This is a genomic window from Burkholderia sp. Bp9031 (genome assembly GCF_003857965.1).
In the GTDB taxonomy this organism is placed as follows: domain Bacteria; phylum Pseudomonadota; class Gammaproteobacteria; order Burkholderiales; family Burkholderiaceae; genus Burkholderia; species Burkholderia ambifaria_A.
This window is the reverse complement of the sequence record NZ_QTPW01000009.1, coordinates 12,866-29,689: the sequence shown is the minus strand read 5'-3', so window position 1 is coordinate 29,689 and position 16,824 is coordinate 12,866. Positions and strand designations below refer to the sequence as shown.

Below are 16,824 nucleotides of genomic sequence, written 5' to 3'. Positions count from 1 at the left end.
CTCGTTCAATCGGTGAATCGTTCAATCGGCCGCGACATGCGGCTCGATCTTGTGCCGCAGCGCGATCGGCGGCACACGGCGGCACTGCCACACCGACACCACGGCAACGACGGCCGCCATCGCGACACCCAGGTGGATCGCGCCGACCAGCGATTCGCGGGCGGCTTCCAGCAGCAGCGCGCCATTATGCCCGGCGCGGGTCAACTCCGCGACGAGTCCGCCTTGCGCCGCGCGGTCGATCAGGATCTGCGGATCGGCGAGCTGCGCATGCCACTGCAGCGCGTGGTCGCCCGCCAGCGCATCGCGCACGCCGCTCGAATACATCTGGTTGACGAGCGTGCCCGTCAGCGCAGTGCCAATCATCCCGCCGACCATCCGCAGCGACTGCAGCAGCGCGGTCGCGATACCGAGGTGCTCGCGGCCGGCCGTCTGCTGCGCGAACACGGTGAGGTTCGGCAGCACGAAACCGAGGCCGATGCCACCCGCGACCATCAGCGCCATCAGCACCCAGGTCGGCGTCGTGTGCGTCGCCACGACGATGCCTGCGCATGCGATCGCAAACAGTACGAAGCCGACGTGCAGCATCGCGTTCGGATTGCGGATGCGCGTGACGACGCGACCGTTCATGATGCTGCCGATCGTGATGAACACGACGAGCGGCGTGATCACGAGCCCCGCCTCCTTCGGCGACATCCCGAAGCCGCCCTGGAACAGCAGCGGCGCGTAGAACAGCAGCGAGAACATCGAGAAGCCGGCGAGGATCGCGAGCACGAACAGCGCCGACAGCGCGCGGTTGCCGAACATGTCGAACGGCAGAATCGGCTGCGCGCAGCGCTTTTCCCAATGCCACAAGCCGACGCCCGCGCCGACCGCGACAACCAGCAGCAGCGACGCCCAGCTCGCGACGCCGTACTTCGGCAGCCATTCGACGAACAGCTGCAGCGCGCCGAGCGACAGCGCGATCAGCAGCGCGCCGGGCCAGTCGAGCCGCATCTTGCGGTCGTGCTCGACATGCCGCAGGTGCGGCAGGTAGCGCCACACGAAGAACAACGACAGCAGGCCGACCGGCAGGTTCACGTAGAACACCGAACGCCAGCCGAACGACTGGGTCAGGAATCCGCCGAGCGACGGCCCGACCGCGTTCGCGATGCCGAATGCGGAACTCATCAGCACCTGCCAGCGCAGCCGCACGACGGAATCGGGAAACAGGTCGGGAATGCACGCGAACGCGGTGCCGACCAGCATCCCGCCGCCGATCCCCTGCAGGCCGCGCGCGAGCACCAGGTACAGCATGTCGTTCGCCATCCCGCACAGCACCGATGCGCCGGTGAACACGACGATCGACACGATCACGAACGGCTTGCGGCCGTAGTAGTCGCCGAGGCGGCCGAAAATCGGCACGGTAATCACGGAACTGAGCAGGTACGAGGTCGCGACCCACGCGTACAGGTCGAAGCCCCTCAGCTCGGCGACGATGGTCGGCAGCGCGGTGCCGACGACCGTCTGGTCGAGCGCGACGAGCATGGTGACGAACGAGATCCCGATCATCGCCAGCAGCGATTCGCGGAATGGCAGGACTTGCCCGCTCGAATGATGGGCGGCAGTATGGACGGCCATTTTTTGTTGATGCAACTTTTGACGAGTCAAGCAATCTCAAAATTCTAGCATGCCGGAGTAATCTAGGCTGGCGACGCTTCAACCCGGCCCGGCTGCCAAGGAGAACGATGGAACCGATTTCAATCACGCCTGCCGCGACGCTGTCGCCGGAAGACCAGGACGCACTGCGGCGCGCGAAGCAGGTGCTGGAAAGCCCGTCGCTGACGATGAAGCTGACGGGCGTGCTGGGTGCGCCGGTCGAGAAGATGATCGCGCGGCTGCCCGACTTCGCGACCGGCAAGATCAACGATGCGACGCAGCTCGCGCTGCGCAAGTGCCTGAACATCGCGCTGCGCACGCTCGGCAAGCCGCAGACGCCCGACGCGGAGCCGGACAAGCCGAGCAACCTGCTGCACAAGCTCGCGGTCGCGACGACCGGCGCGGCGGGTGGCGCGTTCGGCTTCCTCGCGCTGCCGGTCGAGCTGCCGGTGACGACCACGCTGATCTTCCGCTCGGTGTGCGACATCGCGCGCAGCGAGGGCGAGGACCTCGGCTCGGTGGATACGCAGTTGCAGTGTCTGGCCGTGCTCGGCATGGGCGGCAACCCGGACAAGCGGGAAGAGGACGCCGATCTCGGCTATTTCGTGCTGCGCGGCGCGCTCGCGCAGGCGATTTCGAAGGCGTCGTCGGACATCACGACGAAAGGGATCGCCGCGCACAGCTCGGCGGCGGTATTCAAGCTCGTGCAGACGGTGGCATCGCGCTTCTCGGTGCAGGTCACCGAACAGATGGCCGCGAAGTCGATCCCGGCGATCGGCGCGGTGCTCGGCGCGACCGTCAACACGCTGTTCATCGACCACTTTCAGCAGATGGCGCACGGCCACTTCACCGTGCGCCGGCTCGAGCGCAAGTACGGCTCGGTGGCCGTGAAGGCCGCGTATCAGGCGACCGACGGCTCGCCGGCGCGCTGAACCGCCCGCTCGACCGCGACGCGGCGCACGAACGCGGCCGCCCGGTCGAGCGCGTCGCGCGACTCCGGCACCATCGGCGTGTAGAGCTGCCACACGTGCGGCATGTCGGGCCACACCTCGATCTCCACCGGCACGCCGGCCGCCTTCGCGTTGTCGGCGGCGCGGCGCGAATCGTCGAGCAGCACCTCGGTGCTGCCAGCCTGGATGAACAGCGGCGGCAGCCCGGTGAAATCCGCATAGAGCGGCGACGCATACGGATGCGTCGCCGACTCGTCCCCCAGATACAGCTTCGCCGCCTTCGGCAGTGCCGCGGCCTCGAACATCGGGTCGCGGCCGTCGTTGCTGCGCATCGTGCCGCCGGTGCCGGCCAGGTCGGTCCACGGCGAGAATAGGATCGCACCGGCCGGCAACGGTTCGCCGCGATCGCGCAGCGCGACGAGCGTCGCGAGCGCGAGGCCGCCGCCCGCCGAATCGCCGCCGAACACGATCGACTCGGGCGGCGTGCCGAGTGCGAGCAGTTGCCGGTAGGCGGCCAGCGCATCGTCGAGCGCGGCCGGAAAGCGGTGCTCGGGCGCGAGCCGGTAGTCGAGCGAGAACGAGCGCACGCCCGCGCGCTTCGTGAGGCCGAACACGAGCGGCCGATGGGTTTTCGTCGAACAGAAGTAGTAACCGCCGCCGTGGAAATACAGCAGCGTGCGGCCGGGCCCGCGGGACGCGACCGCGTCGGTGCGCTCGAGCCATTCGCCGCGCAGCGGTGCGTCGCCGGGGCCGTAGCATTCGCGCAGCCGGTAGCCCGACGGCACGCGACGCGGCACGACCATTCTCAGGTCGGTGAAGCGCCGCGCACGGGCGGGATCGAGTACCGGGCGCGTGGTCTCGGGACGAAACTGCCAGCGCAGCAGCCAGCACGCGAACCTGCTTTGCCAACTCATCGAACACACTCCGTCATCGCAGTATGACGATGGTACGTGCGATCGCTGCCGCGCCGCTCGACGGGAGCCTCTACATCAAACGCCGGCGCCCGGTTCGCCGGCGTCAGTTCGCTGGCATCACCTGGCCGCGGATCTCGCCGGACGGATGGTCCTTCGTGTGCACGTTGAAGTACCACTTGCCGCCCATCAGGTCGGTCACCTGCGCGTCGGTGAGCTCCTTCGAGCCCTTGATCGGGCTCGCGAGCTCGTCCTTCGGGATCGGCACCTGCACGCCGGCGTTCTGGCCGACCGGCGCGGGCCCGTGGAAGTGCGCGGCGGTCACCGGCCCCGTGAGGTGTTCGTAAGTCACCGTCCACTGCAGCATGCGGGTGGCCGTGTCGTAGGTGGCGTTGACGGCGCCGGCGCCCTTCGTCGCGGTGGGCGGCACCTCGCTCGACGGCTGCAGGTTGGCGGACAGGCGCACCGTTTCGGCAGCGGCGCTGCCGGCGGCCAGCACGCCCGCGAGCAACGCCACCTGGAGCAAACGCAGCTTCGGCATGAATCCTCCTTGTACGACGTGGAGCGCCACCCGGACGGGGACGCTCCATGATGGTAGTCGATCGCCGCCGCTCCGGCAGCCTGCCGTAACCTGGAAGAGACCTTTGCAGCGAGCGCCCTGAATCCGCGCGCGGCCTTTCGCTACACTTCGTCTCACAGTTGCTTGTTTCCTTCGTCCGAAGGAGTCTGCGAGTATTCACGCGGCCATCCGGCCGCGTTTTTTTTGCCCGCACCGCACGGCACGCGGGTGATCGCGCATCACGCGCGATAACCGGGATCGATGCGATCGACGATCCGCTGCAACGCGTCGAACGCGTCCTGCCCCGCGCCGTGCTTCGGGTCGAAATTCAGCGAATCGCGCACGCAGCCCTCGAGCACGGGCGGCGCGATCGGCAATGCGTCGCCGATCGTGTGGGTCGCGACCTGTACCTCGCACGCGCGATTGAGCAGCCACATCAGCGAGAAGGTCTGCGCGAGCGTCGCGCCGATCGTCACGGGCCCGTGGTTGCGCAGCAGCAGCACGGGTCGCCCGCCGGCGCTCTCGACGATGCGCCGCCCTTCGTCGAGATGCACGGTGATGCCCTCGAAATCGTGATACGCGATCTTCCCGTATAGCTGCGCCGAATAGAAGTTCGAGAACGACAGTCCGTCGCGCGAGCAGCACACGGCCATCGTCGGCGTCGTATGCACGTGCATCACGCAGTGCGCGTCGGGCAGCGCCGCATGGATCGCGCTGTGGAACGTGAAGCCCGCCGGATTGATCGGCCAGTCGGAATGGCCGATCACGTTGCCGTCGATGTCGATCTTCACGAGGTTCGACGCACAAACCTCGCGGTAATGGAGCCCGAACGGGTTGATCAGGAAATGGCCGTCCTCACCCGGCACGCGCAGCGAGATATGGTTGTAGATCAGCTCGGTCCAGCCGAGATGGTCGAAGATCCGGTAGGCGGCCGCGAGCTGCACGCGCGCCTGCCATTCGGCTTCGGAGAAACGGGCGGGACGCGTAAACGGCTGGTTCGATACACGTTGCATGGGGCACTCCGGTTGCGGGCGAGCGCGACCGCGCGGGCGGCTGCGCGCATCGTCCATCGTCTCCTGGCGTCGCACGCGGCGCGCACGCGCATCCGGCGCGTACGGCGTGTGCAACTCGTGCGGCGCATCGTTCGGCACCGCCGCGACCCGCATTGCGCGAGCCGTCCGGCGACACCCTTCACGATACGAATATCGTTGCGCGCACAACCATATCACCTTTCCCCGCGCACCGGTATCGCGGGTTTGACCGGGGCCGTTCCGGCCCTTACAACTGGTCGTCGACCGGCAGCAGCATGAAGATGCCGGTCATCAGGTTGCGCATCAGCCCGGCATGCGGGTCGACGTGATAGGTGGTCGGCACGCCGTTGTCCGTGCCGGTCCACTGCAGCTCGGGCGTGCCGCCCGCCGGCGTCGCGAGGCTCACGCGATAGCTTTCGTCGGGCTGCGTCGCGCGCGCGAAGATCGCTGCCGCCTGCTGCGCGATCGTCGGACTGTGGATCACGAGCGCGAGCTCGGTGTTCAGGTGCGCGGAACGCGGATCGAGGTTCAGCGAGCCGATCACGAGGATCTTCCGGTCGATCACGTACGCCTTCGCATGCAGGCTCGCCCGTGAGCGCGAGCCGAACAGCCGCGGAGCCGGCTGCTCCGGCTGCGCCTTGAATTCGTACAGCTCGACGCCGTGCTGCAGCAGCGGCACGCGGTACGGCGCGTAGCCGGCCTGCACGGCAACCGCGTCGGTCGCGGCAAGCGAATTGGTCAGGATCGCCACGCGCACGCCGCGCGCGGTCGTGTCGCCGAGGATCTTCACACCCGCGTCGTGCGGCACGAAGTACGGCGAGAACGCGAGGAATTCCTGCTGTGCGCCGCGCGTCAGCTCGACGAGGCGCCGCATCGGCGGGCTCACGTACGCATCGGTCGGCCGCGCGACCTTGTCCGGCGCGTCGACCTTGAATTCGGCCGGCGCCCACACGAGCCCGAGTTCGTCGCGTGCGATCTGCCGCGCGAGCGGCGTCGCGTTCAGCGGCTTCGCGTTGTACGGGTCGGCGTTCTTGCGCCAGTGGTCGCGCAGTTCGTCGCGCATCGCGTCGAGATCCTTCGGATCGAACGTCTGATGATTCAGCACCCGCAGCGGATAGCTGCTCGCGCTCGCCCAGTAGTCGTCGAAGCTCTTCGAGACGTCGTTCGTCACAGGGCCGGCCGCGAGCACGTCGAGATCGCGGAACTGCAGCGTCGGGCTCGCGCTGAAGTATTCGTCGCCGAGGTTGCGGCCGCCGACGATCGCAAGCTGGTTGTCCGCGATCATCGCCTTGTTGTGCATCCGGCGCGTGAAGCTGTCGATCCGCGTGAAGAAGTTGGCCGTGCGCTCGACCATCCCGTACTGCGACGCGCCGAACGGGTTGAACACGCGGATCTCGATGTTCGGGTGCGTATTCAGCGCGGCCATTACGCGGTCGATATCATCGAAGTTCAGATCGTCGACCAGCATCCGCACGCGCACGCCGCGATCGGCCGCGTACAGCGCCGCGGCGAGCAGCAGCTTGCCGGTCGTGTCCTCGGTCGCGATGTAGTACTGCATGTCGAGCGTCTTCGTCGCCGCGCGCGCAAGCGCGATGCGCATCTGCAGCGCGGTCGCGCCGTCGGGCAGCAACCGGAAGCCCGACTGGCCCGGATGCGCGGCTTCAGGCGCGGCAAGCGCGTCGCGCAGCGGCGTCGCGGTATCGGCCGGCAACGCGTGCGAGACGGGACGATCGAGCGTGGTGGCAGGCGGATGCGTCGCGCAGGCGGCGACCAGCGACAGCAGCGCGCACACGGCGAACGCGCGGGCCGGGCGGCCGGCGGCGCGCCACGACAGCGCGACCGGCGCGCGCCGGATCAAGGACGTGAGCACGGCAAGCCTCCTCGTCAGACGGATCAATGGGTCGCAATCGCCGCGGCGCGCGGCTGACGGGCGGTTCCGGCCGATTCTAGTGGGCGCCCGATGAACCGGTCAAATCGCGCGGCCCGCGCATCCGGCGCAGCGCACGGCCACGCGCGCCGCCCGCGAAGCGCCGCTGGCCTGGCGGCCCGCGGTGGGCCGCCGCGCGGTCCTGCAGCGGCCATGGTCCAACCAATCTCACGATGCATCGCCGCTTTGCTCGAAGTGGCTGCGCACATAGTCGATATGGGTCTGCATCGCGGTACGCGCCTCCTCGGGCCGGTGCGCGCAGATCGCGTCGCAAACCACCCGGTGCTGCAGCAATAGCAACTCGGATGCCTGCTCGTCGTGCGTCGTCATCCCCGCGACATTGATCGTGATGTGCTCGCGCAGCATCCCGATCACGCTCGTGTGCAGGTGCAGGAACATCGTGTTGTGCGATGCGAGCGCGATCGCCTCGTGCAGCTTCGCATCGGTCGACGCCTCGACGGCCGCGTCGTCGTTCGCGTGCGCGGTTTCGAGTTCGCGCAGCAGCGCGCGGATCCGGCGCCGGTCGTTCGCGTCGGCGCGCAGCGCGGCGAAATACGCGGTCGCGCCTTCGAGCACGCGGCGGAATTCGAGGATGTCGTCGCGCAGCGCCGGATGGTCGGCGACGAGCTGACCCCAGGGTGACGCGATGCCCGCGCGCAACTGATCCGTCACGTACACGCCCGCGCCGCGCCGGCTCTGCAGCAGCCCGCGCGCGACGAGCCGCTGGGTCGCCTCGCGCACCGTATTGCGCGCGACGCCGTACTGCTGCGCGAGCACGCGCTCGGCCGGCAGCCGCGCGCCGGCCGGCCACGTGCCGTCGAGCAGCGCCGTCTCGATCTTGCGCATCACCACTTCGGTCCGGCCCCGTGCCGTCATCGCCGCCATCTTCGTGCCTCCATCCGGAATACCCGTCGCACCGATTGGCCCAACCAATTTGAGCTGCGGCGCCGTCGCGGGAATTATGCAGCGAAATCGTCGTCCCGCATGCGCATGCCGGGCCGTCGCACCTGGAGCGAGACATGAACGAAAGGCACTACCCCACCGCCGCCCCCGCACACGTCTATCTGTTCGCGACCTGCCTGGTCGACCTGTTCGTGCCCGAAGCCGGGCTCGATGCGGTCCGCCTGCTGGAACGCGAAGGCCTGACCGTCCACTATCCGCGCGGCCAGAGCTGCTGCGGACAGCCGGCCTACAGCAGCGGCAATCCCGACGAAGCACGCAACGTCGCGGCCGCGCAGCTCGACCTGTTCGCGCAGGCGTGGCCCGTGATCGTGCCGTCCGGCTCGTGCGCGGGCATGATCCGGCACCATTGGCCGGCCCTGTTCGCCGACGATCCCGTGCACGGCCCGAAAGCCCGCGCGATCGCGGAGCGCACCTACGAACTCGCCGAATTCCTCGTCCATGTGCTCGACGTGCGGCTCGACGGCATCACCGCGAACGCCGGCCCGGATGAGCGCGTAGTACTGCACACATCGTGCGCGGCGCGCCGCGAGATGGGCACGCGCGTGCACGGCGTCGCACTGGTCGACGCACTGCCGGGCGTCACGCGCATCGAGCACGAACGCGAATCGGAATGCTGCGGCTTCGGCGGCACGTTCTCGCTGAAGCATCCCGACATCTCCGGCGCGATGGTGCGCGACAAGGTCGCGTCTGCCTGTGCGACGGGCTGCGACCGGCTCGTATCGGCAGACTGCGGCTGCCTGCTCAACATCGGTCACGCGGCGACCAAGGCCGGCGCGGCGCTCCCCGTCGAGCATCTCGCGAGCTTCCTGTGGCGCCGCACGGCCGGTGCCGCGTCGCTGCGCGGAGACACGCAATGAGCGCGCGCGACGCAATCCTCGCACGCCTGCGCGCTGCCGCGCCCGGCGTCGCCACGAACGCCGCACCGGCGCTCGATGCACGCATCGACACGCATTACGCGGCGCGGCATGCGCCGGCCGTCCCCGACCCGCTGGTGCTCGCGCGGACGATGCAGGCCGCGCTCGCCGCGTCGCACGCCGAAGTCTGGTGCGCCACCGCCGATGCGTGGCCCGCGCAGCTTGCCGCGCGCCTGGCCAACGCCGGCGTACGCCGGCTGCTGCTCGACCCGGCCCGCCCCGAAGCCGCGGCGCTCGCGCGTGCGCTGCCCGACGCGGTCGCGCAGGTGCCGTTCGAACGGCCGATCGACGCGTGGAAGGCCGAACTGTTCGACACGATCGACGCGGGCTTCACCGTCGCGCGCTCGGGCATCGCGGCAACCGGCACCATCGTGCTCGCGCCCGATGCCGGCACGCCGCGCACGGTGTCGCTGGTGCCGCCGCTGCACGTCGCGCTCGTTCATGCGAACACGCTGCACGCGGACCTTCACGCAGCCGTGCACGCGGAGCGCTGGCACGCCGGCATGCCGACCAACGTCGTGCTGGTATCGGGCCCGTCGAAGACATCCGACATCCAGCAGACCCTCGCGTACGGCGCCCACGGCCCGCGCAACCTCTGGGTCGTGATCGTCACCGAACCGACCGCAACCGCCTGGGACCAACCGCAATGAGCGACCAACCGCTGCAATTCGTCGCCCCCGGCGACTTCAAGGCACGCGCGCGCGCCGCGCTCGACGATCCCGCGCTGCGCCGGAGCTTTCGCGGCGCGATGGACTTCCTGCAGGGCAAGCGCGCGACCCAGTTCCCCGACGACACCGAGCTGCAGCAGCTGCGCGATCTCGGCGAAGCCGTGCGGCAGCACGCGCTCGCGCAGCTGCCCACGCTGCTCGAGCGGCTGGAGGCGAAGCTCACCGCGGCCGGCGTGCACGTGCACTGGGCCGAGACGGCCGCCGACGCGAACGCGATCGTGCTCGGCATCGCGCAGGCGAACAAGGCGCGCCGCGTGATCAAGGGCAAGTCGATGGCGAGCGAGGAAATCGAGCTGAATCATTACCTCGCGGATCACGGCGTCGACTGCATCGAGTCCGACATGGGCGAGTTCATCGTGCAGCTCGCGGGCGAGAAGCCGTCGCACATCGTGATGCCGGCGATCCACAAGACGCGCGGCGACATCGCCGCACTCTTCGAGGAACACATCCCCGGCACGCGCTACACGGAGGACGTCGACGAGCTGATCCAGACCGGCCGGCGCGCGCTGCGCCGCGCGTTCGCGCAAGCCGACATCGGCCTGTCCGGCGTGAACTTCGCGGCGGCCGACACGGGCACGCTGTGGCTCGTCGAGAACGAGGGCAACGGCCGGCTGTCGACCACCGTACCCGACACGCATGTCGCGATCATGGGTATCGAGAAGGTCGTCGAGAAGCTCGAGCACATCGTGCCGCTGTCGAGCCTCCTGACGCGCTCGGCCACCGGCCAGGCGATCACGACCTACTTCAACCTGATCTCCGGCCCGCGGCGAGACGGCGAGCGCGACGGCCCGCGCGAACTGCATCTGGTGCTGCTCGACAACGGCCGCACGCAGGCCTACGCCGACGAACAGCTGCGCGCGACGCTGCAATGCATCCGCTGCGGCGCGTGCATGAACCACTGCCCCGTCTATACGCGCATCGGCGGCCACGCATACGGCACCACCTACCCGGGCCCGATCGGCAAGATCATCTCGCCGCACCTGCTCGGCCTCGACGCGACGGCCGACCTGCCGACCGCGTCGACACTGTGCGGCGCATGCGGCGAGGTGTGCCCCGTCAGGATTCCGATCCCGCAACTGCTCGTGCGGCTGCGCACCGAGGCGAACCGCAAGCCCGACGAAGCCGTCGCGCATCCGCTGCGCGGCCAGGGCGCGAACTACAACCGCGCGGAAGACCTCGTATGGCGCTTCTGGTCGGGCGCGTTCGCCCACCCGCGCGCCTATCGCGCGTTCCGCTGGACCGCGACCCGGCTGCGCGCGCTCACACCGGCAAGGCAAATGGGCTGGACGCAGCACCGCACGCCGCTCGAACCGGCGCCGCGCAGCCTGTCCGACCTGCTGCGCGCGCGCGGCCAGCCCGAATAGACCACCCCCGCTTTCAACCCGCACCGATAGAAATTCATGGAGGAGACAACCATGCAGGTTTGGCATCAGATCTACACGCCGCTCGGCAGCCTCGGGCTGTCGGCATTCGTCGCCGCAATTCCGATCATCTTCTTTTTCGTCGCGCTCGCCGCACTGCGGATGAAGGGGCACGTCGCCGCCGCGATCACGCTGCTGCTAGCGCTCGGCGTCGCGATCCTCGCGTACGGGATGCCCGTGCCGCAGGCGCTCGCGGCAGCCGGCTTCGGCTTCGCATATGGCCTGTGGCCGATCGCATGGATCATCGTCGCGGCCGTGTTCCTGTACAAGATCGTCGTGAAAACCGGCCAGTTCGACATCATCCGCGCGTCCGTGTTGTCGATCACCGACGACCAGCGCCTGCAGATGCTGCTGATCGGCTTCTCGTTCGGCGCGTTCCTCGAAGGTGCCGCCGGCTTCGGCGCGCCCGTCGCGATCACGGCCGCGCTGCTCGTCGGCCTCGGCTTCAGGCCGCTGCACGCGGCAGGATTGTGTCTGATTGCAAACACCGCACCGGTCGCATTCGGCGCGATGGGCATTCCGATCATCGTCGCCGGACAGGTGACGGGCATCGACGCGTTCCACATCGGCGCGATGGCCGGCCGCCAGTTGCCGCTGCTGTCGCTCGCGGTGCCGTTCTGGCTCGTATTCATGATGGACGGGCTGCGCGGCGTGCGGCAGACGTGGCCGGCCGCGCTCGTCGCGGGCGGCAGCTTCGCGATCACGCAGTACTTCACGTCGAACCATATCGGGCCCGAGCTGCCGGACATCACGTCGTCGCTCGTCAGCCTCGTGTCGCTTGCCGCGTTCCTGAAGGTCTGGCAGCCGAGCAGCGCGAAACAGGCGGCAGGCGGCCTTGTCGCGTCCGGCAGCGGCGCGGCGCTCGCGGGATTCGGCGCGGGTGGCAACGGGTCGGGTACGAGCCGCCAGGCGTCGCCGTACACGCTCGCGCAGACCGTGCGCGCGTGGTCGCCGTTCCTGATCCTGACGGCCGTCGTCACCGTGTGGAGCATCGCGCCGTTCAAGGCGCTGTTCGCCGCGCACGGCGCGCTCGCGTCGACCATCCTGAAGTTCCATGTGGCCGGCCTCGACCAGCTCGTCGTGAAGACCGCGCCGATCGCCGCGACGCCGAAGGCGCTCGAAGCGGTGCTGAAGATCGATCTCGTGTCGGCGGTGGGCAGCGCGATCCTCGTGACCGCGCTGATCTCGATGGCGCTGCTGCGGATGAAGCCGCGCGACGCGCTCGTCACGTTCGGCGAAACGCTGAAGGAACTCACGCGCCCGATCCTGTCGATCGGCCTCGTGCTCGCGTTCGCCTTCGTCGCGAACTATTCGGGGATGTCGTCGACGCTCGCGCTGATGCTGGCCGCGACCGGCGCCGCGTTCCCGTTCTTCTCGCCGTTCCTCGGCTGGCTCGGCGTGTTCCTGACCGGCTCGGACACGTCGTCGAACGCGCTGTTCTGTTCGCTGCAGCAAGCGACCGCGCACCAGCTCGGCGTGCCCGAGACGCTCGTGGTCGCCGCGAACACGACGGGCGGCGTGACCGCGAAGATGATCTCGCCGCAGTCGATCGCCGTGGCATGCGCGGCGACCGGCCTCGTCGGCAAGGAGTCCGAGCTGTTCCGCTTCACGGTGCGCCATAGCCTGCTGTTCGCGGTGATCGTCGGCCTGATCACGCTCGTGCAGGCCTACGTGCTGCCGGGGATGGTGCCGTAAGCGGCGCGGCCGTTTTCCGGTTCCCCGAAAAACGAAAACCCCACGCCCGAAAGAGCGTGGGGTTTCGTTCATCCCGGACGCCGGACGAAGCCGGCGCCTCGATCGGCGATCAGCTGCCCTTCGCGATGCGATCCTGGATGTGCTGCGCACGGCTCGCCGACGACGGGTGCGAGCTCATCATCGAGCTCTTGCCGCCATCGAGCTGCGCGAGTTTCTGGAACGCGGTGACGAGGCCCTTCTGGTTCATGCTCTTCTGCTTCATCAGGTCGAACGAGTAGTCGTCGGCCGCGCTCTCCTGCGTCTGCGAGAACTGCGCATTGATGAACTTTTCGGTGATGTCGCCGAGCTGCGAGCTCGTCAGGGCCGCGACGCCCGGCGATGCCGCGCCGGCCGCGCTGCGCGCCGCGCTGACCGCGTAGGCGGTCTGCATCGCCTTCTTCGAGTGGCCCAGCGCGACGTGGCCCATTTCATGGCCGATCACGCCGCGCAGTTCGTCGTCGCTCATCATGTCCATCAGGCCGCTGTACACGCGCACGCAGCCGTTGCCCATCGCCCACGCGTTGACGTCCTTGGTCATGTAGACCTTGTAGTTGATCTTCTGGCCGTTCAGCGTCATGTCGCCGAAGCCCTTCATCACCTTCGTCAGGCGCTTCGCATACGCGCTGTTCGGCGCGGCGATCTTCGATTCGGCGTCGCTCGACTTGCACGAGTCGTTCGACAGTGCCGCGATGTCGCCGTCCGACAGCGTCGCCGCCTTGAACAGGTTGGTCCCCGCCGACGTCAGGCTGTTCGCGTCGAGACTCTGCACGCCGCCGCATGCGCTCAACAGGAACGCCATGCCACACGCTGCCGCCGCTTTCTTGATATGCATCCCGGATCCCTCGGTAGTTGTATTTGGGAGCGGCGATTTTGCATAATCCGGCAGAAAATTACCAGATGTTTACATCAAATGACATTTTCATTACCGACCGAACCGGAATGAACGGCGAGATTGTTCAGCGAATTGATGACAACCGGACGATCAATCGCCGTGACCGTGCGACCGGCTGAACGCCGAACGCGACCGGCGCGTCAGCCGCCGCGCGACCAGCATCGGCAACCGCACCACGAAGCCGGCGAAGAGCCGCAGGTGCATCCACGCGAGCAGCGCGTTGTCGCGGCCATAGTGGAAATGCGACACCCCGCCCTCGTGCGCGCCGAAGTAGCGCACCGGCGCTTCGATGCGGATCGGCCGCACGCCGGCCCAGCACAGCCGCACGGCCGCTTCCGGATCGAAGTCGAAGCCGCGCATCCACGGCTGCCGATGCATGATCGCGGCGAGCGGCGCGACCGGATACACGCGAAAACCGTACAGCGAATCGCCGATCCCGGCCCACAGCGTCTCGAGGTCGGCCCATCCGTTCGACAGCCGCCGGCCCTGCACGCGCAACTGCGGCGCGCTCGCGTCGAACTTCGGCAGGCCCAGCACCATCGCGTCCGGGCTCGCCTGCGACGCTGCCATGAATTCGGGAATCAGGTCGGCCGGATGCTGGCCGTCGGAATCCATCGTCAGCACGTGCGTGAAGCCATTCGCGGCCGCCGCGTCGAGGCCGGCCAGCACCGCGGCGCCCTTGCCGCGGTTCTCCGGCAGCACGATCACGCGCAGCCCCGGGTCGCGCTCGGCCATCGCCTGCAGCCGCTCGGCGCTGCCGTCGGTGCTGCCGTCGACGACGACCCATACCGGATTCCACTGCGCGCGCGCGTTGCGCACGGTCGTGTCGACCTTGGCGCCCGGGTTGTAGCTCGGAATCAGCACGAGATGGGTGGATGAGGCGTGCATCTTGGACATGGGAACGGCCGATTGCGAAGACGATGATCCTGACAAAAGTTTATGACCTGCGGGCGACCGCCGACAGGCTTCGTCGACACCGCCCGCATGCGGCGACGATTCGCGCAGCGACAGGCCCGCGCGCTTCACGACAGTTGCTCCAGCGGATGGCCGGCGCTCGCCTCGATCTCGACCAGCAGATCGTCGCGGCACACGTCCGCGTGGACGAACAGCGCCTGCACGCCGGAGCCGGCCGCCGCGCGCAGCGCGCGTTCGATCGCGGCGAGCGCCGCGGCATCGCCGGCGTCGCGCACGTAGACGCGATAGCTCAGGTCGGCGAGCGTGAACGGGCCGTGCCCCTGCCGCGCGGCCTGCTCGAGGACCGCCGCCAGGTTCGCGATCGTCTCGCGCGTTTGTGCGACGACGTCGCCGCGATGCACGGTACGGTGCCCGACGATGCTGGCGGTACCCGACACGAACAGCAGCGGTGCCGCATCGCCGCCCGTCCATGCAGCCGCGCGCGCGAACGTCGGCGCACGCGGGCCGTACTCGGCCGGGTAGTGATACGCACTGACCTGGCGCGGGTTCTCGACCGGATCGGCCGGCGTGCGGCTCGCGATGAAATGGATCGCGAGCGGCGCGGCCGGCGGCCTATCGCCCGCAGCCGGCTCGACCGAACCGAGCGCGCAGGCGGCCGGCACGCCGCCCGTCAACGCGCGGCGGCACGCATCGAACGCGCGCTGCCGGCCGATATTGAACTGACGATAGCGCTCGATCCCGAACGCCTGCGCGTTGATCGCCGGTACGGTGTTCCAGATCCGCAGCGGATGCGGAAGCCCGAGCGTATCGAGCACGTCGAACAGCGCGCGGTAGGCCGCGTAGGTCGCCCGTTCGAGCGGCGTGCCGCCGTCGCGATCCACGTCGGCCGCTTCTTGCGTTTCCTGCACGACGATGCTGCCGAACACGAGCCCCGCCGCTTCGCTGTAGCGATACTGCAGCGCGCCGCGTCGCGCGCTGCGCAGGTCGTGCGCGCCGCACTGCCAGATTTCGCATACCGCACCGGCGCGTGCGTGGCCGCCGGCGTCGAGGAGTGCCATCGGCACCGGTGCGATCGGCAGGTCGGGCGCGGCCACGGCGAGCATGCGTGCCATCGCATCGGCCGGCGAGTCTGACGCGCCGATGCACACCGCACCCAGCGCGCCGGGAAACAGGTCGCCGAATGCGTCGCCTCGCTGCTGCGCATCGTGCAGCAGCGCAACGAGCCGCGCATGATCGATCCGGACGAGTCGCAGCGCACGGTTGCCGCAGTCTGCTGCGTGCGAGAGGCCCGCATGCGATGCGGCGGGCGCGGCGGCCATGTGTCCATGCGCGACCGCGGTCGTGGCGGACGACAGGGAACACGTTCGCCGTTCGGCGTCGACTGGATGCACTGACACTTCGATTTCCTCACTATGCGGCGCAGGCTCGCGGCACCGCGGCCGCGCGCCGCGTTGCGCGCCGTTGCTTCGGCTCAAGCCGACGCTGCGCGCGTCGTCATGCAAGCCCGCCGTTGACGGACAGCACCTGCCCCGTCACATACGCGGCCGCATCGGATACCAGATACGCGACCATCGCCGCGACTTCGTCGGGCCGGCCCGCGCGCTGCGCGGGCACGAGCTGCTTGATCCGTTCGGCCGGAAACGCGTGTTCGGCCATCGGCGATTCGATGATGCCGGGCGCGACCGCGTTCACCGTGATGCCGCGCGACGCGAGCTCCAGCGACAGCGACTTCGTCGCGCCGATCAGCCCCGCCTTCGCGGCAGCGTAATTGACCTGTCCGCGATTGCCGGTCACGCCGGCGACCGACGCGATGTTGACGATCCGACCGCGTCGCGTGCGGATCATCGGCAGCAAGAGCGGCTGCGTGACGTTGAAAAAACCGTTGAGCGTCACGTCGATCACGCTCTGCCATTGCCGGCGCGACATGCCGGCCATCGGCGCGTCGTCGTGAATACCCGCGTTGTTGACGAGGATCTGCACCGGCGCGTCGTCGATGAACGGCGCGAGCGCGGCGAGCGTCGCATCGGCATCGGTCACGTCGAACGCGATCGCATGCGCGGTGCCGCCGGCCGCGACGATCTGCTGCGCGACAGCTTGCGCCTGCGCGAGACTCCGGTTCGCGTGCACCCAGACTTCGTGGCCGGCCTGCGCGAGCGTCGTGCAGATCGCCTGCCCGAGTGCGCCGCTGCCGCCCGTTACGAGCGCCCGCATCGAATGGCTCCGTTCATCGCGTTTCACCTCGAT

The 16,824-nt window shown here is 68.8% G+C and carries 15 protein-coding genes; 5 read left to right on the top strand and 10 right to left on the bottom strand.

Translation table 11 applies throughout. The features are described from left to right. Nucleotides 1-21: 21 nt before the first annotated feature. Nucleotides 22-1,617 carry an MDR family MFS transporter gene (locus tag DIE15_RS14230; protein ID WP_057926567.1) on the bottom strand — a complete coding sequence of 532 codons (1,596 nt, stop codon included), beginning with the start codon at nt 1,615-1,617 and terminating at the stop codon, nt 22-24. 107 nt (nt 1,618-1,724) lie between these two features. On the opposite strand from DIE15_RS14230, the gene DIE15_RS14225 reads away from it, so the two are divergent. After that, complete coding sequence (locus DIE15_RS14225; RefSeq protein WP_124833613.1) at nt 1,725-2,567, top strand: EcsC family protein; 843 nt, start codon at nt 1,725-1,727, stop codon at nt 2,565-2,567. Here the strand turns inward: DIE15_RS14225 and DIE15_RS14220 are convergent. The 5 genes from DIE15_RS14220 to DIE15_RS14200 all read right to left on the bottom strand — a co-directional run bounded on the left by DIE15_RS14220 (nt 2,537) and on the right by DIE15_RS14200 (nt 7,898). Beyond that, on the bottom strand, nt 2,537-3,499 hold the full coding sequence (locus DIE15_RS14220) for an alpha/beta hydrolase (protein WP_124833612.1): 963 nt from the start codon (nt 3,497-3,499) through the stop codon (nt 2,537-2,539). The genes DIE15_RS14225 and DIE15_RS14220 overlap by 31 nt on opposite strands. 103 nt (nt 3,500-3,602) lie before the next feature. After that, complete coding sequence (locus DIE15_RS14215) at nt 3,603-4,037, bottom strand: CHRD domain-containing protein (protein WP_057926677.1); 435 nt, start codon at nt 4,035-4,037, stop codon at nt 3,603-3,605. 257 nt (nt 4,038-4,294) lie between these two features. Continuing rightward, the gene (locus tag DIE15_RS14210) at nt 4,295-5,068 is read right to left on the bottom strand and encodes a class II aldolase/adducin family protein (protein WP_124833611.1); all 774 of its coding nucleotides are present in this window, start codon (nt 5,066-5,068) and stop codon (nt 4,295-4,297) included. A 265-nt stretch (nt 5,069-5,333) separates the two neighbouring features. Next, entirely contained in the window at nt 5,334-6,956 is a 1,623-nt protein-coding gene (locus DIE15_RS14205; RefSeq protein WP_124833610.1) for a phospholipase D family protein, read from the bottom strand. A gap of 225 nt (nt 6,957-7,181) precedes the next feature. Then, entirely contained in the window at nt 7,182-7,898 is a 717-nt protein-coding gene (locus DIE15_RS14200; RefSeq protein WP_057926562.1) for a FadR/GntR family transcriptional regulator, read from the bottom strand. 134 nt (nt 7,899-8,032) lie between these two features. On the opposite strand from DIE15_RS14200, the gene DIE15_RS14195 reads away from it, so the two are divergent. From DIE15_RS14195 to DIE15_RS14180, 4 genes are read left to right on the top strand one after another with little or no spacing between them, the layout of a single operon-like run. Next, nucleotides 8,033-8,833: a (Fe-S)-binding protein gene (locus DIE15_RS14195; protein ID WP_124833609.1), complete on the top strand. Its 801-nt coding sequence runs from the start codon at nt 8,033-8,035 to the stop codon at nt 8,831-8,833. Then, the gene (locus tag DIE15_RS14190; protein ID WP_124833608.1) at nt 8,830-9,540 is read left to right on the top strand and encodes a lactate utilization protein C; all 711 of its coding nucleotides are present in this window, start codon (nt 8,830-8,832) and stop codon (nt 9,538-9,540) included. Before DIE15_RS14195 ends, DIE15_RS14190 begins: the two co-directional genes overlap by 4 nt. Further along, nucleotides 9,537-10,982, top strand: coding sequence for a LutB/LldF family L-lactate oxidation iron-sulfur protein (locus DIE15_RS14185; RefSeq protein ID WP_124833607.1), 1,446 nt, complete (start codon nt 9,537-9,539; stop codon nt 10,980-10,982). Before DIE15_RS14190 ends, DIE15_RS14185 begins: the two co-directional genes overlap by 4 nt. Before the next feature lie 51 nt (nt 10,983-11,033). Continuing rightward, nucleotides 11,034-12,734 (top strand): lactate permease LctP family transporter, encoded by a 1,701-nt coding sequence (locus DIE15_RS14180; RefSeq protein WP_057926558.1) that lies wholly within the window; start codon nt 11,034-11,036, stop codon nt 12,732-12,734. A gap of 109 nt (nt 12,735-12,843) precedes the next feature. Here the strand turns inward: DIE15_RS14180 and DIE15_RS14175 are convergent, their stop codons facing one another. The 4 genes from DIE15_RS14175 to fabG form a co-directional block, all read right to left on the bottom strand. Further along, nucleotides 12,844-13,605 carry a M48 family metalloprotease gene (locus tag DIE15_RS14175; RefSeq protein WP_057926557.1) on the bottom strand — a complete coding sequence of 254 codons (762 nt, stop codon included), beginning with the start codon at nt 13,603-13,605 and terminating at the stop codon, nt 12,844-12,846. Between the two features lie 150 nt (nt 13,606-13,755). Beyond that, a complete protein-coding gene (locus tag DIE15_RS14170; RefSeq protein WP_124833606.1) occupies nt 13,756-14,562 on the bottom strand; it encodes a glycosyltransferase family 2 protein in 807 nt (268 codons plus the stop codon). A 125-nt stretch (nt 14,563-14,687) separates the two neighbouring features. Continuing rightward, nucleotides 14,688-15,977, bottom strand: a complete 1,290-nt coding sequence (locus DIE15_RS14165; RefSeq protein WP_124833605.1) for an endoribonuclease L-PSP — start codon at nt 15,975-15,977, stop codon at nt 14,688-14,690. A 97-nt stretch (nt 15,978-16,074) separates the two neighbouring features. Beyond that, nucleotides 16,075-16,791 carry a 3-oxoacyl-ACP reductase FabG gene (fabG, locus tag DIE15_RS14160; RefSeq protein ID WP_124833604.1) on the bottom strand — a complete coding sequence of 239 codons (717 nt, stop codon included), beginning with the start codon at nt 16,789-16,791 and terminating at the stop codon, nt 16,075-16,077. Nucleotides 16,792-16,824 lie beyond the last annotated feature (33 nt).